General features: G+C 51.9%; 21 protein-coding genes. 9 read left to right on the top strand and 12 right to left on the bottom strand.

Features of this window, described 5'->3' with window-relative positions:
* Nucleotides 1-23: 23 nt before the first annotated feature.
* From ABWW03_RS01395 to ABWW03_RS01430, 8 genes are all read right to left on the bottom strand, one after another.
* Nucleotides 24-407 (bottom strand): nuclear transport factor 2 family protein, encoded by a 384-nt coding sequence (locus ABWW03_RS01395; protein WP_353405893.1) that lies wholly within the window; start codon nucleotides 405-407, stop codon nucleotides 24-26.
* Nucleotides 408-419: 12 nt separating this feature from the next.
* Nucleotides 420-956: a DUF2889 domain-containing protein gene (locus ABWW03_RS01400; protein WP_353405894.1), complete on the bottom strand. Its 537-nt coding sequence runs from the start codon at nucleotides 954-956 to the stop codon at nucleotides 420-422.
* Complete coding sequence (locus tag ABWW03_RS01405; RefSeq protein ID WP_353405895.1) at nucleotides 925-2,748, bottom strand: acyl-CoA dehydrogenase family protein; 1,824 nt, start codon at nucleotides 2,746-2,748, stop codon at nucleotides 925-927. Before ABWW03_RS01405 ends, ABWW03_RS01400 begins: the two co-directional genes overlap by 32 nt.
* 76 nt (nucleotides 2,749-2,824) lie before the next feature.
* The gene (locus ABWW03_RS01410) at nucleotides 2,825-4,015 is read right to left on the bottom strand and encodes an acetyl-CoA C-acyltransferase (protein WP_353405896.1); all 1,191 of its coding nucleotides are present in this window, start codon (nucleotides 4,013-4,015) and stop codon (nucleotides 2,825-2,827) included.
* A 10-nt stretch (nucleotides 4,016-4,025) separates the two neighbouring features.
* Nucleotides 4,026-6,146 carry a 3-hydroxyacyl-CoA dehydrogenase NAD-binding domain-containing protein gene (locus ABWW03_RS01415; protein ID WP_353405897.1) on the bottom strand — a complete coding sequence of 707 codons (2,121 nt, stop codon included), beginning with the start codon at nucleotides 6,144-6,146 and terminating at the stop codon, nucleotides 4,026-4,028.
* A 6-nt stretch (nucleotides 6,147-6,152) separates the two neighbouring features.
* Nucleotides 6,153-7,781: a long-chain fatty acid--CoA ligase gene (locus ABWW03_RS01420; protein WP_353405898.1), complete on the bottom strand. Its 1,629-nt coding sequence runs from the start codon at nucleotides 7,779-7,781 to the stop codon at nucleotides 6,153-6,155.
* Nucleotides 7,782-7,792: 11 nt separating this feature from the next.
* On the bottom strand, nucleotides 7,793-8,947 hold the full coding sequence (locus tag ABWW03_RS01425; protein ID WP_353405899.1) for an acetyl-CoA acetyltransferase: 1,155 nt from the start codon (nucleotides 8,945-8,947) through the stop codon (nucleotides 7,793-7,795).
* Nucleotides 8,948-9,337, bottom strand: a complete 390-nt coding sequence (locus ABWW03_RS01430) for a Zn-ribbon domain-containing OB-fold protein (RefSeq protein WP_353405900.1) — start codon at nucleotides 9,335-9,337, stop codon at nucleotides 8,948-8,950.
* A 253-nt stretch (nucleotides 9,338-9,590) separates the two neighbouring features.
* Here ABWW03_RS01430 and ABWW03_RS01435 point away from each other — a divergent pair, with 253 nt between their 5' ends.
* From ABWW03_RS01435 to ABWW03_RS01445, 3 genes are read left to right on the top strand one after another with little or no spacing between them, the layout of a single operon-like run.
* Nucleotides 9,591-10,076, top strand: coding sequence for a flavin reductase family protein (locus ABWW03_RS01435; RefSeq protein WP_353405901.1), 486 nt, complete (start codon nucleotides 9,591-9,593; stop codon nucleotides 10,074-10,076).
* Nucleotides 10,073-10,630 carry an NUDIX hydrolase gene (locus tag ABWW03_RS01440; protein WP_353405902.1) on the top strand — a complete coding sequence of 186 codons (558 nt, stop codon included), beginning with the start codon at nucleotides 10,073-10,075 and terminating at the stop codon, nucleotides 10,628-10,630. Before ABWW03_RS01435 ends, ABWW03_RS01440 begins: the two co-directional genes overlap by 4 nt.
* A complete protein-coding gene (locus ABWW03_RS01445; RefSeq protein WP_353405903.1) occupies nucleotides 10,627-12,012 on the top strand; it encodes an amidase in 1,386 nt (461 codons plus the stop codon). Before ABWW03_RS01440 ends, ABWW03_RS01445 begins: the two co-directional genes overlap by 4 nt.
* An 89-nt stretch (nucleotides 12,013-12,101) precedes the next feature.
* Here the strand turns inward: ABWW03_RS01445 and ABWW03_RS01450 are convergent, their stop codons facing one another.
* Nucleotides 12,102-12,698 carry a TetR/AcrR family transcriptional regulator gene (locus ABWW03_RS01450; protein WP_353405905.1) on the bottom strand — a complete coding sequence of 199 codons (597 nt, stop codon included), beginning with the start codon at nucleotides 12,696-12,698 and terminating at the stop codon, nucleotides 12,102-12,104.
* Nucleotides 12,699-12,811: 113 nt separating this feature from the next.
* Nucleotides 12,812-15,277 (bottom strand): TonB-dependent receptor, encoded by a 2,466-nt coding sequence (locus tag ABWW03_RS01455; RefSeq protein ID WP_353405907.1) that lies wholly within the window; start codon nucleotides 15,275-15,277, stop codon nucleotides 12,812-12,814.
* Between the two features lie 186 nt (nucleotides 15,278-15,463).
* Here ABWW03_RS01455 and ABWW03_RS01460 point away from each other — a divergent pair, with 186 nt between their 5' ends.
* The 6 genes from ABWW03_RS01460 (at nucleotide 15,464) to ABWW03_RS01485 (ending at nucleotide 22,336) form a co-directional block, all read left to right on the top strand.
* Nucleotides 15,464-16,660, top strand: coding sequence for a hypothetical protein (locus ABWW03_RS01460; RefSeq protein WP_353405908.1), 1,197 nt, complete (start codon nucleotides 15,464-15,466; stop codon nucleotides 16,658-16,660).
* Between the two features lie 22 nt (nucleotides 16,661-16,682).
* Entirely contained in the window at nucleotides 16,683-17,417 is a 735-nt protein-coding gene (locus ABWW03_RS01465) for a hypothetical protein (RefSeq protein ID WP_353405910.1), read from the top strand.
* Between the two features lie 10 nt (nucleotides 17,418-17,427).
* Complete coding sequence (locus ABWW03_RS01470) at nucleotides 17,428-18,354, top strand: sterol desaturase family protein (RefSeq protein ID WP_353405911.1); 927 nt, start codon at nucleotides 17,428-17,430, stop codon at nucleotides 18,352-18,354.
* A gap of 131 nt (nucleotides 18,355-18,485) precedes the next feature.
* Nucleotides 18,486-19,643, top strand: a complete 1,158-nt coding sequence (locus tag ABWW03_RS01475; RefSeq protein WP_353405913.1) for an aromatic ring-hydroxylating oxygenase subunit alpha — start codon at nucleotides 18,486-18,488, stop codon at nucleotides 19,641-19,643.
* 247 nt (nucleotides 19,644-19,890) lie between these two features.
* The gene (locus ABWW03_RS01480; protein ID WP_353405914.1) at nucleotides 19,891-21,024 is read left to right on the top strand and encodes an LLM class flavin-dependent oxidoreductase; all 1,134 of its coding nucleotides are present in this window, start codon (nucleotides 19,891-19,893) and stop codon (nucleotides 21,022-21,024) included.
* Between the two features lie 67 nt (nucleotides 21,025-21,091).
* The gene (locus ABWW03_RS01485; RefSeq protein WP_353405915.1) at nucleotides 21,092-22,336 is read left to right on the top strand and encodes an NAD(P)/FAD-dependent oxidoreductase; all 1,245 of its coding nucleotides are present in this window, start codon (nucleotides 21,092-21,094) and stop codon (nucleotides 22,334-22,336) included.
* 23 nt (nucleotides 22,337-22,359) lie between these two features.
* Here ABWW03_RS01485 and ABWW03_RS01490 read toward each other — a convergent pair whose 3' ends face one another.
* Both ABWW03_RS01490 and ABWW03_RS01495 read right to left on the bottom strand, forming a co-directional pair.
* On the bottom strand, nucleotides 22,360-22,965 hold the full coding sequence (locus ABWW03_RS01490; protein ID WP_353405916.1) for a pyridoxamine 5'-phosphate oxidase family protein: 606 nt from the start codon (nucleotides 22,963-22,965) through the stop codon (nucleotides 22,360-22,362).
* 23 nt (nucleotides 22,966-22,988) lie between these two features.
* Complete coding sequence (locus ABWW03_RS01495; protein WP_353405917.1) at nucleotides 22,989-24,083, bottom strand: hemolysin family protein; 1,095 nt, start codon at nucleotides 24,081-24,083, stop codon at nucleotides 22,989-22,991.
* Nucleotides 24,084-24,198: the final 115 nt, after the last annotated feature.

The following is a 24,198-nucleotide window of genomic DNA, read 5'->3' on the forward strand; positions in this document are numbered from 1 at the left end:
TAAACGATTCTGGCCCGAAGGTATCAGGCCGGGTTTTTGCGATAAGAATCTTTCACCAGAATTTTCTCACCTTCAAAAACAAACAAATCACAGCCCATCAGATTGACTGAACTGCCATCCGCCTTGGTACCGGTAAAGCGCCACTCGGATACACCACGATCACCATCAACAAAGTGCGTATCTTCATTCCACTTGGCGTCTGGAAATACGTTGAAGATCGCCTCGTAGCTGGCTTTAACGGCGTCTTCACCTTCGGCGCGATTGCCAAAGACATCGTTGCCTGCGGAACTGTCAAAACGGCAGCCCTCGGCCATGCAAGCCATCAGCGCGTCGATATCATGATCATTCCAAGCTTGGGCAAAATCTTTTAAGAGCTGCAAGCGAATTTGAGTCAGTGCATTACTCATTATGTGTGTCCTCTAATTCTGTTCGATAAACTCAGGCCAAAGTCGCGGGATAACATCTCCGCTTTGACTCAAGCCGTAACAACTGTCGATCAAGGGTTTGAATACTTGGGGGTTTTGGCGGTAATCGACCGGGCGGTATACGGCGTCGGTGACGGCCTGATAGGCGACCGTCGCCATAGGCCCCAGCAACTCACGCAAATGCGTACAGCCCTCAACACCGCCAAGGCGCTGTTTAATTTCCCGCTGCCAACCAGGGCCAATCACCACACCCAGCAAGCGTTGGTAGCTTGCCAATACTTCCGGACAGCGCCGATAAGGGGTGTCCACCATACCCGCGTCAACTTCGCGAATGTTCATATCCAGATCAATGCTGATCCGCAGACTCATATCATGTAGATACTCATCAGTGGCGATCAAAGCACGATCGGGTGTCCCCAATTCAAAGTGCTTTTTATCCGTTAGGTGCGCTTCAATATCCCACAAGCCGTCGTCACGCTCATAGGCTTGCACCTGAATATTACGAGTATGCGATAGAGTTCGATTTGTCATCGTTCACTCCGTTTGAATTTGTAATATCGTGCAAATGGTAATCGGCTATTGTTTGATTACCGGACTCAATGGACGCTGCCAAAGCGGCGATGCGTGGCAGAATGCGAGCCACATAAAAAGTCAGCAGGCTCGTTTTTTGTTGCAGAAATTCAGGACTGTAATCCGACCCTGAATACAGCTCCGCTTTGCAGGCAGCACGCAACAAATAATGGGCCGCAACGATATAACCGCAATACATCAAGTATTCGCTGGCCGCTGCATTGACTTCTGCCGGATCAGCACTGAATTGAGGGAGACACACAGCGTTTAAGCGCTGCCAATCTCGAACCGACTCGGCGATGCGGCGAGCGCTCTGGTTCAAATGTTGATTATCCAAATTCATTGCCCGCTCGCAGTTTTGCTCAATCTGCTCAATAAAATGATTCAACTGCACTTGCTGATCTGCGATTATTTTTCGTGAAATCAAATCGATTCCCTGAATCGCGGTAGTGCCCTCGTAGATCGCTGTAATACGCACATCCCGATAGAGCTGCTCCATGCCGTATTCCTGAATAAAGCCGTGACCACCCAAGACCTGAACCCCATGACTGGTCGCCTCCATTGCCACCTCGGTAATAAAACCTTTGGCAATGGGGGTCAGAAAGGCCAACTCTGCCTGAGCGTTCTCGGCCACGTTACCGCCGTCATGCAGACGATCGACCTTTGCGGCCAGCTCATAGGCCATCATTCTCGAAGCTTCTGAAAAAGCCTGCTGGGTAAGCAGCAAACGACGAATTTCCGGGTGAGCGATAATCGGGTCAGCCGCCCTCCGATCATCGAAGCGTGGGCTTGCCTTCATCTGCAAACGCTCTTTGGCATAGGCCAGTGCATTTTGATAAGACTTTTCGATTTGCCCCTGGGCCTGAAGACACACATCCACTCGAGACTCATTAATAAAAGTGAACATATTGGCCAAGCCACGATTCGGCTCACCGATAAGAAAACCCTTGGCATCATCGAAATTGATGACACAGGTCGCGTTGCCATGAATGCCCATCTTGTGCTCAATGGAGCCACAGGCCACCGAGTTGCGCTGCGTAAATTTACCTTGCTCATCGGGTAAAAACTTTGGCACCAAAAACAGAGAAATACCGCGCACACCTTCGGGGGCACCTTCGATGCGCGCCAGCGTAATGTGCACAACATTGTCAACCATGTCGTGCTCACCAGAAGAAATAAAAATTTTGCTGCCACTCAAAGAATAACTGCCATCATCATTGGCAAGCGCTTTGGTTTTTAACAGACCCAAATCGGAACCGCAGTGCGCTTCGGTTAGACACATTGTGCCCTGCCAGCGCCCACTGACCAGCTCAGGCAGATAGTCTGCTTTTTGAGATTCTGTACCGTGGGTTTTCAAAGTGGTGATCGCACCCCAAGTAATTGTTGGGTATAAGGTCCACGCTAAATTTGCGCTCACCAGCATTTCATAAATAGAAAACTGCAAGCTCATGGGCAAAGCCTGCCCACCCAGGTTTTCGGGCTGGGCCAGAGCGGGCCAACCATTGTCAACAAACTGCTGATAAGCCGCTTTAAACCCCGCAGGTGTCGCCACCTCAGTGTCTTGCCACTGACAGCCTTGCTCATCACCACTTTGATTCAGGGGGGCCAGCTGCTCTTCTGCAAAGCGACCCGCCTCCCCCCAAACGGCGGAGACGAATTCCATGTCAAGATCAGGTGAATAAGAGGCAGGAATATCCATTACCTGTTCAAAGGCAAAGCGAATGCTGTCATAGGGTACGTGATACTGAGTCACAATAATTATCTCTCAAAAACAAAATATTTTTTTGTGCAGCGTTGCCGCTGTGAAAGCACAACGGCAGACAGAGGGCTTACAACACCTCAAATAAACCGGCTGCACCCATGCCGCCACCCACACACATGGTCACCACCACATAGCGAACACCCCGGCGCTGCCCTTCAATCAAGGCGTGCCCAACCAAACGGGTGCCGGTCATGCCGTATGGGTGACCAATGGAAATGCCACCGCCATTCACATTGAGTTTTTCCAGTGGGATCCCCAGCTTTTCAGCGCTGTAAATAACCTGGCAGGCGAAGGCTTCGTTTAATTCCCACAGGCCAATATCATCAACGGTCAAGCCATGAGCTTTCAGTAATTTGGGTACAGCGTAAATCGGGCCAATGCCCATTTCTTCAGGCTCCAGGCCCGCAACCATCATGCCGCGGTACGCGCCCAGGGGCTCAAGGTTTTCCCGTACCGCCACCTCACTGGAGACCAATACACAGGCAGCAGCGCCATCGGAAAGTTGCGAGGCATTGCCCGCCGTAATGCAACCACCTTCGACAACCGGGCTGAGTGCTTGCAGACTGTCGAGTGTTGTTTCTGGACGATTGCCTTCGTCTTTGGACAGTGTGACTTCCGCAAAACTGGTTTCTTTGGTCACTTTATTGAACACGGCTTTCGTGGTGGTAACCGGAATGATTTCCTGATCGAACGCACCCGCAACTTGCGCCGCAGCAGTGCGCTGCTGAGACAACAAAGCGTATTCGTCCTGGGACTCTCGGGAGATATTGTATTTTTTACAAATGTGCTCTGCCGTGTGCAACATGGGCATGTAAGCGGTATCGGAATGAGCCAGAACACGGTCGTCTTTTTCTTTCATGATCCACTCGAACGCCGGTGTCTGCACCATGGAAATGTGTTCATGACCAGCGGCAACCACGGCATCCATTCTGTCGACCACGATTTGTTTTGCCGCCGTGGCCACCGACATCAAACCGGATGAGCACTGACGATCGATGGATTGCCCGGAAACCGTCAGCGGCAATCCGGAAGCCAATGCCGCCATACGCCCCAGGTTCATGCCAGCGGTGCCCGCCTGCAGTGAGGTCCCCATGACGAGATCATCAAAGCGCTCGGCGGCTACACCACTGCGCTCCACAGCCGCTTTAATCGCGAAAGAAGATAAACTGGGTGATTTGGTGATATTAAACGCCCCACGAAACGCTTTCGCGATTGGGGTGCGCGCAGTAGACACAATATAAGCTTCACGTTGGCTCATGCTTAAACTCCTAAACGTTGGAAAATGATTGGGCGCTGCGATTGGTTTGGGCTAATGTTTTCAGCAGTGGCGCAACTGAGAACCAGCGCTCACCATAAGCACCCAGGTTTTTCTGTAGGGCTTCCAGTCCCTGCAAAACCGTTTGCAGGCCCAGCTCATCGGCATACTGCATGGGACCACCTCGCCAGCGCGGAAAGCCGTAGCCGTTCAGGTAAATAACATCGATATCACCGGAACGCTGCGCAATGCCTTCTTCAAGAATACGAAAACCCTCATTAGCCAAACTGAATACACAACGTTGAATAATTTCGTCTTTGGTAAGGCTGCGCTGCTCGATGCCCAGGGATTCAGCAATGCTTTTTGCCAGAACCAGAACTTCAGGGTCCTCTTGCTTTTTGCCATCGTCGTAACGGTACACGCCGGCCGATGTTTTCTGACCCAAGCGCCCCTGCTCACGCAAAGCGAATTGCAAGGCCTGGTAGCTTTCCTCTCCCTGCCATTCCTGCTGATTAGCCAGAGCCGCCATACACCCCACATCAATGCCTGCCATGTCGGCCATTTCAATGGGCCCCATTGCCATGCCAAACTCACGCAGCGCCTCATCCACTTGGCTGGGACGTGCGCCTTCCAGAATCATGCGAAACGCTTCGCGGGAATAGGGCGCCACCATGCGGTTACCCACAAAGCCGTAACACACGCCCACGGTGACCGCGACTTTATTAATCCGCTTCGCAAGTTTGAGCGAGCTCGCCAGAACCGGCGCTGAGGTTCGCTCGGTGCGCACCACTTCCAGTAATTTCATAATATTGGCGGGGCTGAAAAAATGCAGGCCGATCACGTTCTCCGGACGGGCACACACATCGGCAATCGCATTGAGATCCAACGTTGAGGTATTGCTAGCAAGAATCGCATCGGGTTTGCAATGGCGATCCAGCTCTTTAAACACCGACTGCTTAACCGCTAAATCTTCAAACACCGCCTCAATCACGAGATCCGCATTCGCAATGTCTTCATAGTCACAGGCTGTCGCCAACGCCATGAGAGCCTGTTCGTATTTCTGAGCGCTGATGCGGCCCTTGTCACGATTGGACTCGAGAGTTTTTTGAATATAGGCGCGCGCCTTTTCAAGGGCTTCAACATTGACATCAAGCAAACGAGTTGGAATGCCCGCCAATAAAAAATTGATGGCAATACCGCAACCCATCAATCCCGAACCAATGATGGCCACTTCCTGAATCGCTAAATGAGCATCGTCCCGGCCAATACCAGGGACTTTCAATGCTTCTTTTTCAGCAAAAAAGGCGTGCTGCAGCGCCCTTGCCTGCGGGCTCGCCGCACAATCATCAAACAGCGTTCTTTCCAAGGCCAGGGCTTCGCCCAACGGCATTGCCATTCCCTGTGTCACAGCGTCGACAATCGCGAAGGGTGACTTCAATCCGTACCAGCGTCGCGCCTGCTGCTCTTGATAAGCGTTCAATGCAGCCGCTTCATCGGCCTCAAGCGTATAGGCTTGCTCAAACATATTGACAGGCTTCGTGCCTGCACAGGCTTTCCACAATTGAAGAAGGGCAGCCTCGGCATGCTCGGCAGATTCCAGCACCACATCAATCAAACCCAACTCAGCAGCCTGCGCGGCCGAGATCGGTTTGCCATCGCACATCATTATTGCCGCCGTACTTGAGGCAATTAAGCGAGGCAAACGCTGGGTGCCGCCGGCTCCGGGAAGAATGCCCAGATTGACTTCCGGCAAACCCAGCTTGCAGCCCTGGGTCGCTATGCGCTTATCTGCCGCTAAGGCCAACTCCAAGCCTCCGCCCAGGGCGTAAGTCGAGATTTCGGCAATGACCCATTTTGGAAATTGATCGATACGATCACACAACGCCGGCAAACTGGGTTCCGCGAATGATTTTTCTGTACCGAACTCACTGATATCCGCACCCGCGGAAAATGCCACCAGATTCGAGCGCAACACCACGACTTGGACATTGTCATCCTGCTCAGCAACGCTCAGGTAGTGATCAATGGCACAGCGCAGTTCGTAACACAAGGTGTTCACCGGGGCGTGACACATGCTCAAAAAAGCCATGTCACCTTCTCGACGATAGTCGACATATTGGTTCACTTCAGACATTCGATTTTATTCCTGATATGAAAAATCGCGGTATTGCTCACGCAGATCTTTTTTACTGACTTTGCCCGTCGCGGTATGCGGCAACTCACTGGCAAACAAAATGGTTTCCGGGATCCACCAGCGACTGACCTGAGTGGATAAAAATTCCTTGAGCTCGACTTCATTGACGTTAACGCCGGGCTTGCACACCACAATCAGTAATGGGCGCTCAGACCATTTAGGGTGATACGCCGCAATGGCTGCGGCTTCCAACACAGCGTCATGAGCCATGGCGGCGTTTTCCAGATCTGCCGAGCTGATCCATTCGCCACCCGATTTAATGACGTCTTTACTGCGATCAGTAATAGAGACATAGCCTTGCTTATCAATCACGGCGATATCGCCGGTGTCGAACCAACCGTCTTTGGTATGAGCGTCGGATTGCTCGATGCCAAGATACTCAGAACACACCCAAGGGCCGCGCACCTGAAAGGCGCCCGGCGTTTTGCCATCCCAGGGAAGCGCATTCAAGGCTTCATCAACAATACGTACTTCCACGCCGAAGGTTGGGCGCCCCACGGTTTTACGCAATTCGAATTGCGTGTCTTTGTCGAGCTTTGCCATGCTTGGTGTGAGAACATTCATGGTGCCGAGAGGACTGGTTTCAGTCATGCCCCAACCTTGCTGCATGAAAATGCCTTGCTCGTCTTCAAAAGCTTTCATCAAAGCCAATGGCGTTGCCGCGCCCCCTACCATCAAACACTCAACCGTTTCCAGCTTAAGCTTGTTGTCCCGCAAATATTGCAGCAACGCCAACCAAACTGTTGGCACTCCCGATGCAAACCGCACACGCTCTTCATTCATGAGCGTTGCCAATGCCTGACCATCGCCCATAAAGCGACCCGGGAAGACCATTTTTGCTCCGGCCATCGCCGCAGCGTAGGGAATATTCCACGCGTTCACATGAAACATCGGCACAACCGCCAAAAGAGAATCTTCCACCTGCATCCCCACCGAACTGTTGGTGTTGGCCGTCAGGCTGATTAAAACCGTTGAGCGATGGCTGTAAACAACACCTTTGGGATTGCCGGTCGTACCGGAGGTATAGCAAATACCGCACGCCAGATTTTCGTCCAGCTCGGGCCAATCGAATTGCGCAGGCTGCTCCGCCAACAAGCTTTCATAGCAATGTACATTGGCCAGATTGTGCGCTGGCATATCGGCTTCATCGCACAATACGATGTAACCTTTTACGGTATTGAATGTGCCCTGCAAACGCTCCATCAGCGGCAGAAAATCAGGGTCGACAAAAACCCATTGATCGCGAGCATCATTCAAAACGAAATCAAATTGTTCGTCGGAAAGGCGCGGGTTTATGGTGTGGCAAATCGCACCGATTCCGGGAATACCGTAATACAATTCAAAGTGGCGATAACTGTTCCAGGCCAGTGTACCGATGACATCACCCTGCTTGACGCCGAGCTTGGTCAAGGCGGATGCCAGTTGCGCAACCCGCGCAAAGGCATCGGCATAGCGGTAGCGATGCAGGCTGCCATCCCCCAGCTTGGACACAATTTCGGCCTCGCCATGAATGCTTTGGGCATGACGCATCACGGCCGGTATGGTTAACTGAAAATCCATCATTTTACCGAGCATGTCTTTTCCTCTTACAAGCACGCTTCTGTGCCAAAAATCGTAGTGGCCTGGCTGGATAAGGTCCCACCATTGCCGTGCGCTAATGCGAGTTCAGCCGAGGGGATTTGTCGATCGCCACAGTCGCCTCGCAGTTGGCGAATCGCTTCGATCATGCAGAACAATCCATACATCCCAGGGTGCACACAGGAGATACCGCCACCATTGGTATTCACCGGTCGTTCACCTCCTGGCGCGATTCTTCCACCCGACACAAAAGCACCGCCCTCACCTTTCGGACAGAAACCCAGGTCTTCCAAAAACAAAATCACATTGATCGAGAAGGCGTCGTATAGCTGAATGACATCGATATCCCGAGCCTGCACACCGGCCATTTGATAAGCACGCTCACCGCTTTGTACCGCTGCAGTGGTCGTAAGGTCGGGCATTTGGTCGATTTGTCGATGCGTGGTCGCGGAGGAAGCGCCCAAAACGTAAGCCGCTTTTTTGCCATACTCTTTGGCTCGATCTTTTGCTACCAGTACCATCGCCGCAGCACCATCTGTTACCAGACAGCAATCCATCACCGACAGGGGGTCTGAAATAATTTTTGCCCCCAACACCGTTTCAAGATCGATCGCTTCCTGCACAAACGCTTCCGGGTTCATAGCGCCCCAGGCTCGCGCCGCCACGACCACTTCCGCAAGCTGCTCTCGACGAGTGCCGTATTCATGCATATGACGCGCCGCCGCCAGGGCGTAACCGGTGACCGGAATTCGAGGGCGATACAACTGCTCCCACTCCGGGGTTTCAATCAAACCGGCATGATTTCCGCCATTGCTGCGGGCGTTACTGCCGTAGGCAATCACCACGGTTTTACACAGACCCGCTTCGATGGCCATCACACCTTGCAATAACTGCGACATAAACGATGAACCACCATTCATATCGCAGCTGCTAAAACTGGGCTGAATACCCAAGTACTCCGCCGCGCTCAGACTGGCGAAATAGTGGGAACCGGTTGTCGCACACAAACCGTCCACTTCATCCAAGCCGATACCCGCATCATCAAGAGCCCGCTGAACGGCCACCCCCATTAACTCCAAGGGCTGCCAGCCTGCACAATGACCGATGCCCGCCTGGGCAACACCGACAACCGCCGTTTTTCCACGTAAATATTCAGCACTCATTTAAACGGCCTCCCCATGCTGAAAGACCAACAACGCATCCGCGTCTTCCGAATGTTCAATGTGCGCTCTCACCGAATCGCCGATAACAGGCGGCACCTCGGAACTCAAACGCAACTGGCTCATCAAGCGCGGCCCTTCGGCCAGCTGCACAATCGCAACGTAGTAATCGCCCCCACGCTCCGGGCGCTGGGGAATACGGCTCAAGGAATAGATACTGGCCTGACCACTGGCTTCCACCCATTGCCAGTCGTCACCTCCGATTGCGGGCGTATTGACCCGTGGATAAAAGAAATAATGGCCGTTACCGCCTTGTTGAATGCAAAACTGACCGGCGTTCAGGCGCTGCTGATACTCCGCCCATGGCCCGTGACCATTGATTGATTGCCCCACTCTGTGCTCCTCGTACCGCTTGTCTCTGGGTATGGCTTTGATGGCGCTATACTTTCATCGAACGATCGTTCGTGTCAAGACCAATTTATGCAAACGACAATGCCTAATATTTGACACAAAAGAGAATCATACTTAATATTACCGAACGTTCGTTCGACGCATGAAAACGGGCCAATGACACCCGTAAAGCACCGGCACAAGCAAGGCAGACGCAACGAACCCCCTGAACCTTCTAGACAGTGAGTACGGAATCGTGGAATCAAGCCAAATCGACCCAAGAGAATTGAGAGATGCCCTAGGCCAATTTGCAACCGGAGTAACCGTCGTCACCTGCTACGACAAGACAGGCAATGCCGTCGGCATGACCGCCAGCAGTTTTAACTCCCTGTCCCTGGACCCCGCTCTGGTACTCTGGAGCATCGGCAAGAACAGCAGCAACTTCGACGCGTTCAATACCTGCAGCCATTTCAATATCCACGTACTCAAACGTGAACAGGACGCCCTGGCGTATCAATTTGCCAGTAAGGATGGGGACCGCTTTGCCGATGTGGAACTGGCACAGAGCGACAGCAAGGCGCCGGCCATTGAAAACTGCCTGGCACGATTTGAATGCGCGATGCACGCCAATCATGAGGGTGGCGATCATCGCTTGCTGATCGGTAAGGTCGAACAGCTGCAACAAAATGAGGGGGAAGCACTGGCCTTCCACCGCGGAAAATTCGCTGGGTTGTCGGCATGAAATTCTGCAGCGATTGCGGTCACAAGCTGATTGTTGCCATTCCTGCAGGTGATCTGCGCGAACGTCATATTTGCAATCACTGCAGCCGTATTCACTATGAAAACCCCAAATTGGTTGTCGGTGTTATTGCCCATTGGCAGGATCAGGTCTTGCTGTGTCGCCGGGGCATTGAGCCCCAGAAAGGCCTTTGGTGCTTGCCCGCTGGATTTATGGAAAACGGCGAGTCCAGTGACGAAGGAGCAATGCGTGAGGCCAAAGAAGAAACCTGCGCGCAACTGGAAATTGAATCGCTGTATGCGGTGTACAATTTACCGCACATCAACCAAACCTATATGTATTATCTCGCCAAACTACTCACACCCCAGGTAGAAGCCGGACTGGAAACGCTGGACGCACAATTGTTCAAACAAGGCGATATTCCCTGGTCTCAATTGGCCTACCCGAGCATCGCCGCAGCCCTTCAGCAATTTTTTATGGATCAAAAGCGAGGTCAGTTTCCACTGATTCACGAATCGATCAGCAGCCAAGCCAATTTGTTAGGAAATGCCTCATGAGTGATGTGTCAACCCTGAGCGCCCTGGAACTCAGCCGCCTCTACAAAAGCAAGGCCCTGAGCCCTGTCGAGGTCATCGACTGTCAATTGAATCGCTTGGCATCCCTCAATCCAAAATACAATGCGTTTTATTTTATCGACCACGACGGTGCGCGAGAAGCGGCGAAAAAATCCGAGCAACGCTGGCTCAATGGCGAACCAAACAGTGCGTTTGACGGCATTCCTACCAGCGTAAAAGACGCACTGCTCAGTCGCGGCCAAACAAGTTATCGCGGCTCCATTGCCAACAATTCCGACGAACTTGACTGGAAGGAAGATTGCCCGCTGGTTGCGCGACAAAATGAAGCCGGGATGATTTCTCTGGGTAAAACAACGATGCCTGATTTTGGCATTCTGGCCTCGGGCTACAGTTCCCAACACGGCATTACACGTAACCCCTGGAATGGCAGCGCCACCACCGGCGGCAGCAGCTCGGGAACCGCCGCGGCGATTTGCGCGGGCCTGAATCCGGTGGCGGCCGGTACGGATATCGTAGGCTCAATTCGCTTGCCGGCTTCCTACACAGGCTTATTTGGTCTGAAGCCCAGCCAAGGGCGAGTACCCTATTACCCAAGCAATGCAGACACGTTAGTGGCGGGCCCAATGTCTCGCTCTGTAAGCGACTCAGCGGCGTATTTAAATATTTTGAGCCGCCCCGATCACCGCGACGCTCGATCTTTGGCCTGGCAGAATGTGGATTACAGCAAGCACTTGCAGACCGCTCGACCCTCCTTGCGCTTGGGGCTATTGTTGGACATTGGCTTTGGCAGCAGTCCGGATCCGGAAACCATTCGCGCGGTCAGTGCGGCGGCTCAGCAATTGGAAGATTTGGGCCATCGAATAATTCCCATCCAAAGCCCATTCACATCCGGCGATGAAGATTGCGCAGAACTGTATTATCAACAGCGCTGCTATCACGAATTCAAGCAATACCCAGAAGCACTCAGAAAACAAAGTCCGTATATTGATCAGTTTACTCAGCACTGTGAAGACATTTCAGCCGTAGATTTATTCGATGCCACTATGGCGATGCGTAAGCTGGGCGTGCAAACGCTAGAGATGTGCTCGGCGGTGGATTACCTGCTGCTGCCGTCAACGCCACGACCGGCTTTTGCGGCGGAACTGCCGGCCGACGATTGCAATAAATTGTTTGATCCGTGGTGCAATAATTTTCTGTTTAATATCAGTGAGCAGCCGGCCGCTTCGATTAATTGTGGCTACAACGAAATGGGCTTGCCGATTGGTTTGCAGATTGTGGGGCCAAGGTTTGATGATGTCGGCGTGTTACAGCTGGCCAAGCAGTACGAGAACATCCGTCCGCAACAGAGACCCTTCCCGATTTGACACCATTCTTTTATTGATAAGTTTGGAAGTCGAATCCAATCGACTCTGTAATACCCTGGAGCATCAACAAGCGGATGCTCCAGGTTTTTTCATCGCAAACTTTTCAGCAATGTTCTCGCCGCCTGCAAGCTGCTTTCTTGAAAGGTGTGACCACTTCCCAGTGGCGCAATGGATAAACTACTCAGGGAAATGCTGGCCAGCCCCCAAGCTACGGCAGCGCATTGCGGCTCATCGGCCTTAGGGTAAACGCTTTGCAATATCGCCTGCAGGCTTGAGATAAAATCTTTGTTCCATTGGAACAAAGATTTTTTAATGCTGGGGTAATTTTCGACAGCGGCCAGAAGCGCTAAGGCGACTTTTATTTTAATCCGTTCCGCCTCAGGCATCTCTCCGAACAGATACGCAATAATGGCCTCATCCGACGGATCCGGTTTGCTGCCCTCTTTTTCGATACCTTCGAACAGTAACCTGATGTCGTCCTGCTCGGTGTCGATACAACGCTCAATCAAACGATCCAACAGAGCTTCTCGATTGCCAACGTGGTGACGCAACAAGCTGCGGTGCAAGCCCGACTCCTTGGAGATACGCTCCAGGGTGGCGCCCTCCACGCCGTACCTTGCCACACATCGCTCGAACGCCGCCAAAATGGCCTCTGCCCTTTCCTCTTTTACGCTTGGTCTTGCCATAGCTACCTCGATTTTCCAACGAGGCCATCTTACAAAGCATTGCGGGCAAAAAAAAGCGGGCCAGAGGCCCGCTAAGCAATTGGGTGAGGATCTCACCTAACCGTCGCTAAACGCTATAAACGATATGACAGTGTTAAGCCAACGGTGCGAGGCTTGCTATACGTAGAAAAAGTCGTTCCGAATGAGGCCGTAAACTCGCGGGTGTTGGAGCTGTTGTACACCTCATCCGTCACGTTCTCTACAAACAGAGTGGCGTTCAATCGTTCATCGGAACTTGACCAGTTCAAACGTACATTGGTCATCCAGTTGTCATCGGTTCGACCTAATGGGTTATTGCCGATGTCGGTAAAGTAAGCATCGGTGTACGACCAATCCAACTGCGGAGTCAGGTAACCCCAATCGTTCATCTCAATGGTGTAACTCAACACACCGTTGAACGTGAATTCAGGTGCGTAACGGAACTCGTTACCGCGAATGTTTGGAATGGTGCCCGCACTGACGGTGGGCTGCTTATCCACTTTGGAATCCAGCCAGGAGGCCCCCAGAGTTAACACCAGATTCGTGATCGGGTTGTAGGCCATTTCAAGCTCGGCACCACGAATGGTGGAATCCGGCACGTTCACCAGTTCGTTGACAACCGTCGTGCCCTGCAAGGCCGATGGCAGAGTAACTGCGATCACCGCCTGGAAGTCGGTGTAGTCGTATTGGAACAGAGCCGCGTTCAATGTCATACGACGGTCCAGCAGATAATGCTTGGTGCCCAACTCGAAGGAGGTCAATTTTTCTGGCTCGACTTCAACCAAGCGATTGTAGAAGGTTCCGTTAAAGCTGCCGCCTTTAAAGCCGCGAGACACACCGAAGTAGTACAGAGATTCTTCGTCAGGCGTGTATTCGAAAGAGAGCTTGCCGCTGAGGGAGTCCCAACTGGCATCGCCACCAAAGTTTTCCGGCTGGCCATTATTCACGCCACAGATTTCCGGGTCCATCACCAAACTGGCAAGATCGAAACCACCCGGCGCATTCAGGTCGATCCCAATGCCCTGCAGAAGATCAAAACGGCCCTGACCCCGATTCGGATTTTGCCCAACATAACAACCCAGGTACTGACCATTCAGGTCTTTTTCATCACGACTCCAGCGCAAACCCATGGTCGCGCCCCAGTAATCGTTGATGCGATATTTCAGATGCGAGAATACCGCCATGCTTTCCAGGTTTTGCTTGTGCTTGTTCGCTCGGGTAGAAACATTGCCCTGGGGTAGGCGACCCACGGCCTGCAAAACGTTGTAGGCTTGCGCGACTGAAATGCTGTCCGTGGCTTCAAAGCCGGCCAGTTGAGCAGAACCAATCCAGGCTCCCCCCAAACCCAATGCAGCATCAAAACCACCAATGGTGCCATCGCTGCCGGGAACAAAACCATGAGGCAAGGCGGCCAAAATGCCGTTGATGTCGTAGGAGGTTTGCGATTCAACTTCCTCATCCATAAAGAACACACCCGCAACCCAATCGAGTCGGTCGGTCTGTCCCTGTAAGCGAAACTCCTGGGTCAATTGACGCTGCCCGGTGAACGCCTGGCTGTGACCTAATGCCTGAGTGCTGGCGTCTTCATCGTTCTGGTATTGGAAATCGTGATCCACAATGCCCGTTACCGACACCAGATTCACATCACCCAGATCCCAATCCACGGTGAGCGAGCTCATGATGGTTTCACCTTTTTCCTTGCGCTCGTAGCTCGGGCTCAAGGTAACTCGGCGGAAATCAGAGGCCGAACCGCCCGGCGAAGTGGGGTCAAACACGTTCGTCGGCAATTGGTTATGAAAGACTACTGGCTTGTTATCAATCTGCTGGTGAGCAAGACGCCATTCAACTTTAAGCGCTTCGGTAGCATCCCAATCCAGACTGAAACGGGCTGCTTGAACATCTTCGTTCTGGGCATCGCGACCGAGCTGATCTTTCACATAACCTGAAGAGCGGTTGCTGACATAGGCCAGTCGTGCGCGTGCGCTGTCGGTCAGCTTGCCGGAAACAAAAGCTTCCTGACGGGAGCGATCAAAGCGCCCGAGCGTGACCTCAACACCCGCACTGAATTCTTCGGTAGGGCGGGCGGAAAACACCTGCATTGCGCCCGTGGTGGAGTTCCGCCCAAACAGGGTGCCCTGCGGGCCTCGCAGAATTTCCACGCGCTCCAGATCAAACATGGCAAAACCATGAGTCTGGATATTGTTGAGAATCACCCCATCGCTATACACCGCAATCGGGGTATTTGAGATGGCACTAAAGTCTACATTACTCACTCCGCGCATACTGATAATCGGGGCCGACAGACCAAAGTTGCCATCAACCGCCACCATGTTCGGGGTTTGCGCTGCCAGCTGGCTGCTGCGGGTAACATTGACAATTTTCAGGTCTTCCGCGCTGTACGCCGTCAGGGAGACCGGTACATCCTGGGCGGACTCAGTTCGCCTCTGGGCGGTCACCATCACTTCCTCAATTTGTGCCGCTGCCCAGTCGGCAGCCAGCATCGATCCCGCCAACATAGCCCCCAGCAGGGGTTTTACAGGGAAACTCCTCATTTCAGACATACTCCTAGCCTCTCACGCTTTATTGTTTTTAAAAATCACTACCACTCGACTGCCGCCATGATTCACAGCATTGAATCATTGCATGACCGAACGTTCGATCGTATTATTGGCGAGACTACAAATTTCAATAAGCCCTTGTCAATGAGAATTTGATCGGAATAACGATTTTTAGCCGAGAAGCGAACGATGATTCAGACCAGTTTTAATAAAAAACAAATAAGCAGCCTTCTGTTTCTAGCGGTAATCGGCGGTTCAGCCGCCAATATATTGCCCTTTATTTTTTCCTCCTTTAGCCTGGTGTTTGATATCGAGGCAACCGCCACCCTGACCACAGCCGAGCTATTTGGTATTTGTGTTAGCGGCCTGACTTTTCGCTATTGGCGTAACGGCTTGAGCCTGACCCTCAGCTGCCTGCTCGGCTTACTGCTCTTTGTGGCGGGCAATGGCATCACCATGGCTGCCGATGGGGATTTCAGTGTCACCCTGTTTGCCCGCCTCCTCTGCGGGCTGGGCGCCGGCATTGTCACCTCCCACGCCTTCGCCATTATTGGCAGCCACAAAAACCCGGAGCCGTTGTTCGCCTTGGTACTGATCGCCCAGGTGCTGTGGTCGGCTGTGGCCTCTTTTGCAATGCCAGTACTGAGTGAGAGCACCCCTCTACTGTCGTTTTCGTTTTTGCTGGTGTGCGGTCTGATCGCCATCATTCCCACCACACTGTGGACGCCCACGAACAACAAACAAGCAGCGGATATGGAGGATTACCGGCAGACCCCGCTGCTCAAACGTTTAAAAATCATTGTGGTGATGACGACAGTGATTTGGTACGCCGCGCTGGGCTTGTTCTGGGCTGACTCGGCGAATCGCGGGATGGAAATGGGATTATCTGCTACCTTTATCAGTAGTATTTTTGCGTCTGGCTACCTGGCCAGCTTGACGGGCAACGGCATCGCAATTTACCTGGCCAATCGTTTTGACCGCAAATACCCGATGCTGATTTCCGGTGGGGTTCACCTCATGGTTTACTTTATGTTTTACCTCTCGACCACCCCGGAAGCCAAGTGGATATATGCCTTGGCCGTACTGATTTATTCAGTCTCATGGGCGATATTCACCCCCTTCCAACTGGGTTTATATAGCGAATTCAGTATCGACGGTCGTTTCGCGGCGATGTTCCTGCCGGCCACGGTGGTGGGAATGACCTTTGGCACTCAATTCAATGGCTTACTGGATGAGGACGGAAAAATGATTCTGGCAACGTTTTTTATGGCCATTTGTTTAGGCTGTTATGCCTATGTCTTCAAGCGTTTGCCCCTGTTTTATGGTGAGCTGGAGGAGCAGTACGGCTCCGATGCGCTTAATGACGAAAACTATTCCCAAGTGTAAATGCGTGATGATAGGTAGGCCTATGAACTTTTTTATCTCTGTTTTAAGCACCTTACTGCTCGGTCTGGTGGTTGGCTTTGCGTTAAGTCTGCAAAAAGCAGAACCCCCAACTGAATTTGAAAAATACAGCAGTGCCAATATGGATTTTGCGACCATGAGTGAGGTCGGTTACGCCATGGCCGCTTTCGGCCGCCAATCCACGGCTGACTATTTTGACCTGAAAGACTACCAGGCCTATGAACAAATGGCCGCAGCGGAATTGCCGGAAGAGCAACAGCAACACAGCGATGCGCCGCTGCAGGTTGCCACTGCCGCGCCTGAACAAAACCAGGCCAAACCACAGGCAAAACCACAATCCAAAGGGAACAACTGGCCCAAATCGGTTGTGGGTATTCAACGCACCACTGAATTAATGAAAGCCGATACGGTCTGGCAGGAATTTTCCAACAACAAAACCCTCAGCGATCAGCTGAACAGTTACACCGTGAGCGTGTTTGCCATATACAGCGATTTCAACAGCGACTTCAGCCGAGCCACCATCAGCATTGGCTATAACAAAGCCAACATGAGCGGCGAGCATTACCCCATCCCAAGTGGGGATATTAAAACTCTGTTGAAACCCAGTAAATACGGAAACAATGATCTGTTCAATGCGTGGCAGGATATTGACTACAGTCGAGCTGTTGAGGCCGTAGTCGAACGCCGCGACTACACCCAGAACAGCGAACTGACGTCTTTATTCGTGATTTATAAATAGAGTGCCTGTCATGATAGATTTTCTACAACAACGCCTGACCGATCTCGAGTTTCATGGCTGGAATGAATACATTAATTATTGGTTTTTTCTGGCCATGATGGGGCTGTTCGCCTTCGAACTTATCGTCATGGCGATCAAACGAAATTTCAGTTGGGATCTGGTGGGTGACTCCATCACCAACTTTATTACGCTGTTTGCCTATCGCTTTATTGGTGGTTTGATTTACCTGTTGTTTTACCTGACCGGTTTTTTCTGGATCTACGAAAACTTCAGCATCACTCAGCTCCCGATGACCTGGCTCACTCTATTGGGCTGTATTGTGTTGGCCGACGTTATTTATTACTGGGAACATCGCTTTATGCATGTTTGCGGTCTCGGCTGGGCAACCCATACCGTACACCACAGCTCACCGCACTTTAATATTTCTGTCGCCTATCGCTTTGGACCGCTGGATGGATTCTTTCCGTTCTTCTTCCACGCGCCATTGGTGATGCTGGGATTCCACCCCTTCGTAGTCTTCCTGGCCGAGGCGCTGGTTCAGCTTTATCAAACCGCCCTGCACACTCAACTGGTAAACAAACTGCCACGGCCAATCGAATACATTATGAACACGCCGTCGCACCACCGCGTGCATCATGCGACCAACTCAAAATACATTGATAAAAATTACGCTGGTATTTTTATCATTTGGGATCGCATGTTTGGCACGTTTGCTGAAGAAGATGAAAAAGTTAAATTCGGCGTATACCCACGCATTAACAGCGTGAATCCGATTACCGTGTTCTTCCATGGCTTTACCAAATTGGGCAAGCAACTGTGGGAAGCGCCGAGCTGGGGCTATCGCTTCCAATTATTGGTTCGCCCACCTATCTGGGCCTGGGAACAGGAGCAAAAGCGAAAACGCGAAGCCGCTAAGGCCGAAGCAAACGCCAGCTAAACCCAGACAACCTTTTGCCTCCCGCTTACACGCACCGGGGCAAAAGGTATTTTTTTAAGCAGTTGTTTGTAACATATTACAATAAACAATTTAAACTGATTTCAGCCAAAGATGGCTTGAAGGAGATGACGATGACACTTTTAGACTCTATTAAGCAGGTCGCCAGCGCCAAGATTGATGACGCAACCGGACTGCCATTTGCCGCTTATTCTGACAACGAAGTTTATCAGTTGGAAATGGACAACATTTTTCGCAACGATTGGGTATTTGTCTGCAACGAAGGCGAAGTTGCCAAACCCGGTGATTACTATGCACTGACCATCGCCGATGAGCCTATCATTATCATTCGCGGTCGCGATGGCGAGTTGCGAGCCATGTCCAACGTCTGCCGTCACCGCGGCACCCCCCTGAACGACGAAGGCTTTGGAAACAAGGGTCGCATGGTCTGCCCGTATCACGCCTGGACTTACACCGACACAGGTAAACTGATCGGCGTTCCGCACCCGGGCACCATCGCCGTCGAAAAAAGCGATCATTGCCTGCCCCACTTCAAACTGGAAAGCTGGAACGGACTGCTGTTTGTGAACATCAACGGTAATGCGGAGCCACTGAAAGAACGTTACGCCGGCATCGACAAGTATCTGAAGCGATACAATATCGGCTCGTTTACTGAAGGCAGCGGTGGTGAAAACGAATATTGGAACAGCAATTGGAAACTCGCCATCGAAAATGGCATTGAAAGTTACCATCTCTTCAAAGTGCACCAGGAAACTCTGGAGCTTAACACCCCGACACGCGAAGCGTTTTATATTGAAGGCAAGCCCGACTGGACATTGACCGGCGGCAATCTGGTGGGAGAGAGCCGCAGCTTTACCGAGTCCGCCATGATGGCCTTGATGCCTAAAGCTACTCAACGGCTGTATGAACATTATGTGTTGTTCAGCTTGCCCCCCAACTTTGTTGGCATTTTGCTTGGCGACAGCCTGGGTTATCTGTCGGTCATTCCTGTGGACGCCGAAAATTCCATTATCCGTGCAGGCACCATTTCCTCCAGCAAAATTAATCCTGGAAAATCCGAGCAGGAATTTGTGGAAGCGTTCTTCGCAGAAGACAAATGGATTTGCGAACGCAATCAAAAATCCATGAAATCCCGTCACGGGCAACCCGGTAAGCTGGTTGAACTGGAGCAGGTCGTTGTGGATTTTCACCACTACCTCGCCGAGCGCCTGTTCGACCTCAAAATCGACAGCCATATCGTCGATGAGAAAGCCAAACCATTGATGGATTAAACCGAACACAACCCGAAGGTCGGCCTTGGGCCGACCTTCGGGTTTTTCAGCGCGACCATATCGCTCCCAAAGTTCTCCCGCCGCACCCGTTTTAAAAAACACTTTACGATCAATGACCTAAGGCCATAAAGGCCTGAAAAACCGGCGTTTCGCCCAGCCGTTTACCCAGTCGAAAACACACTGATCTATACAAACGCGAGACGCCGCCCTATAATCGAACGAACGATCATACTACAGAGGATTTGCAATGAAGGCCCATATACTTGTACAGCCCTATATGCGCAGCAAAGGCGAAGACGTTGAGCTTCCTGGTGGCGACCCGGATCGCTTTGACACACTGTTACAGCGCACCACCGAACAGATGAAATTTGCCGACGAAAATGGCTTCGCGGGCTTCTGTATGACCGAGCACCACTTCCAGGTGGAAGGCATCGAAACCACCACCAACCCCCTGCTGTGGAACCTGCACATTGCCCAGAACACCAAGAACCTGATGGTGGGCCAGGTCGGTATGGCCCTGACAGCACATCACCCCATGCGCCTGGCGGAAGATCTGGCGATGCTGGATCACATGACCGATGGCCGTTTATTCGTCGGGTTTGTACGCGGCAACACACCCCGCTGGTTGAACAATCTGTCCCAGTATCTGGACATCACTACCACCCAGTCGGACCGCTCCAAAGCCGATGCCCGTAACCGCCGTCTGATGGAAGAATCCTGGCAAGTCATCAAAAAAGCCTGGACCAACAAAACCTTCAACCACTACGGCGAGTTTTGGGACATCCCGCCTACGGACATCACCTGGCCATTCCCACCGACCAAAGCCTGGGGCGGTGAAGATGCATTGGGTGAGGGCGATATTCTGAAAAAGACCGGCATCGTGCCACGCCCCCGCCAGCGAGAGGGTCGAGACTTCCCACCGTTGTATGTACCGTTTTCCTGGTCAATGGAAACCGCCAAATTCTGGGCCAAGGAAGGTGCCAAGCTGGTGGCCTTTGTATCGAAAGAAGAATTCATCGATATGACCATGGATCTGTACATCGAAGAAGCCCATAAGCACGGTCATACCGAATGCACCGTAGGCAATACCCTGGTGCTGGGTGGTCACCTAACCATTGGTTCTACCGAAGCCCAGGCCGAAAGCCACTACCGCGATTTTGAAGAGCTGTTTAATTTCGCCTACAACGCGCCGCCGTACAATGTGCCGATGGGCCGCGTCTGGAAAGGAACCGTAAACCAAGTGATCGACCAGGTGGGTGCCCTGAAAGAAAAATACGGCACCGAAGAATTTGTCTGCTGGCACCACGTAGGTTACTTCGAACAGGAAGAAGAGCTGGAAATGTTGGACAACTTCTCCCAGGTGATCAAAGCGGTCTCTTGATCACACGGTCTTGTATCAGGCCACACAAACCCTTTGTGTGGCCTTTTTTGTTTATGGAAGTTTGATTATGCACTGTGTCATTGTTGGCGCCTCCCACGCCGCCGCGCAACTCATCGCCAGCCTTCGACAGCAAGGCTGGACTGGCCCGATCACGCTCGTTGGTGAAGAAACACTGCTGCCCTACCAACGGCCGCCTCTGTCCAAAGCGTTTTTGAGTGGCGAGCTGAGCGAAGAAAAGTTATTCATCCGCCCGAGTCAGGCCTATGACAAGCTGGACGTGGATGTGAAATTGGGCGTTAAAGTTCAACACATCAATCGGGAACATAAACAGCTACAACTCAGCAATGGCGAACAACTGAGCTATGACAAACTGGCGCTGTGTACCGGAGCCCGCCCAAGACCGTTACCTCTCGCGGGCGCAGAACTTCCTCAAGTTCATTATCTGCGCAATGCCGAGGACAGCAAACATATCCAACACCAACTCAAAGCCGGCTGCCGGGTGGTGATTATCGGCGGGGGCTATATTGGCCTGGAAACCGCAGCCTCCTTACATAAACTGGGTGCAGACGTCACTGTATTGGAAGCGGCGGAGCGTATTCTGCAAAGAGTAACGGCCCCAGAGGTGTCTCACTTCTATCGACACAAGCATCAGCGCGAAGGTGTTTGCATTTATGAAAACACGCAGCTGGAATGCATCAAAGGTGAACACAAGGTCGATGCCGTTGTCACCTCGGACGGCCGCGAATTTCCTGCCGACATGGTCATCGTAGGCATTGGTGTTGTTCCCAATATTGAACTCGCCGAAGCCGCCGGGCTTAGCACCGACAATGGTATTGTCGTAGACGAGCAAGGCCGCAGCAGCGATATGGATATCTTTGCCGCTGGCGATTGCTGCGCTTACCCTCACCCCAAACTCAAGCAAATGGTACGCCTGGAATCCGTGCCCAGTGCTAACGACACGGCCAGGATTATCGCCGCCACACTGTGCAACAAACCAGCTCCCAATATAGAGCACCCCTGGTTCTGGTCGGACCAGTATGATGTCAAATTACAGATTGCCGGCGTCAATATGGCTTACAGCGAGTACGTGCTTCGAGGCCAACCAGACGAAGAACAGTTCAGCGTTTGGTATTTCCGAGAAGGCCAACTGATTGCTGCAGACTGCATCAATCGCCCCAAAGATTTTATGGCCGCCAAGCAAGTGTTAAAGCTCAAGATTCCATTAACAGCGGAACAATTGGCGAATGAGACGGTGGAATTAAAAACCTTGATCGAAGAGTGCCTCGAAAAAAGTAGAGCTGAAGCAAACTGAATCACATACCGTATATGAAGGACTTAAAGGTCCTTCATATATCGCTTAACCATGTCTTCCTGGGTTTCAACGTCACCGGCTATATTCAACTGATCATTGATCATGCGCCCCATGGTTGGGAAACTGCTGCGCTCAATCTTGCTGTCTTCTGCCCACAAACGGGAGCGCATCAGAGCTTTGGCGCAATGCAAAAACACCTCTTCAATGTCCAACACGATGCAGCTGATTGGCGCTTTGTCCTGACCGTCAAAATTCTCCAGATAAGAGGCATCTCGACTGATTTTCGCACGCCCATTAACTCTCAGAGTCTCGTCTACGCCAGGAATCAGAAACACACAACCCACGCTCCCGGTATCGAGAATATTGACCAAACTATCCAGACGCCTATTGCCCTTGGCGTCGGGAATTAGGATGCAGCGCTCATTAAGCACACGAACAAAACCCGGTTCGCCACCTCGAGGTGAACAATCCATCCGCCCAGCTTGGTTGGCAGTAGACAACAACATAAACGGGGAGTGATGGATAAAATGAATACTGTGCTTTTCCAACGCCGCTAATTGTTTGTCTTTAGCACGCCCAACCGGATAACCATAAATTTCCCGCAATTCAGATTCGCTTTCGATAAACACCGCATCGCTCCTGCCTTGAAAATTTAGTCTGCTTTCTGATCTGTGTCGGCCTCGGGTGACAATCCATCACTGGCATCAATAATCTTATCCTGATTTTCCAGGCGCTCTCGCCAGAGCTCCTGAGCCTCGGCCTGCATATCACTGACGCGATCGTGCTCGTCGACAATTTCGACACCAATCAGTGACTCCAGCAGATCTTCCAGCGTTACAATTCCCTGCACTGCGCCATACTCATCCACTACCAAAGCAATGTGCTCACGACGTTGCAGCAGATTTTGAAACAGGCTGGGCGCCGATAAAGTTTCCGGCACGGTGTACAAGGACTTCACCAGCTTCCCAACCCGATAATCATGACCGAGGCGATGGTAAGCCAGCATCAAATCATTCTTGTGCACAAAGCCAATGACATCATCGCCATCTTCATCGTAAACCAGCACTCGGGAGAACGGCACTGAACCATGCTCGGATAAATACTCGTCCACAGTCATGTCTTTGTGCACTTTAAAGAGCACCGTCTGGGGTGTCATCAGATCTTTTAAACTGGCCGTCCGGAAATTCAGCAGGCTACGAATGGTATCCGATTCGTCCTGATTCAAGGCACCCGCTTTGGAACCCAGTTCAGCCATCACCTCGATTTCCTGGCGAATATAGTGCGCTTCGTCTTCCTTCTTACCCAACAAACGCGTCAGGCGATCGGCCATCCAAACAAAGGGCTTAAACACTTTTACCAAGAACAACAGGCTGATCGACACGGAAGGGGTCAGCGCACGCCAATAGCTCGCCCCCAGAGTTTTGGGAATAATCTCGGATAACACCAGCACTAAAAGAGTCATCACCGCCGAGGCAATACCCACAGCGGCATCTGAAAACACCACGGCCGCCTGGGCGCCCACACCCGCAGCGCCAGCGGTATGCGCAACGGTGTTTAAAGTAAGAATGGCCGACAGAGGTTGATCGATATTGTCTTTCAGGGACTGCACTCGCTTGGCCAGGGGCTCATTGTCTTTGCGCAACACACCGATATAGCTCGGGGTAATGCTGAGCAGCACCGCTTCCATCACAGAACATAAAAAAGAAATAACAATGGCCAACACCATATAGGTGATCAATAACAGCAAGGGAGGGTCTCCGGGTCTATATTAAGGAGGGCTAACCATATCATTATCATTTGAGTTCAACCAAGTCGGCAGATACCTACCGCGAACGAGGCAAAATAGCCGGGTCGGCGCCTCA

It is taken from the genome of Pseudoteredinibacter isoporae, from assembly GCF_040372805.1.
Lineage (GTDB): Bacteria > Pseudomonadota > Gammaproteobacteria > Pseudomonadales > Cellvibrionaceae > Pseudoteredinibacter > Pseudoteredinibacter isoporae_A.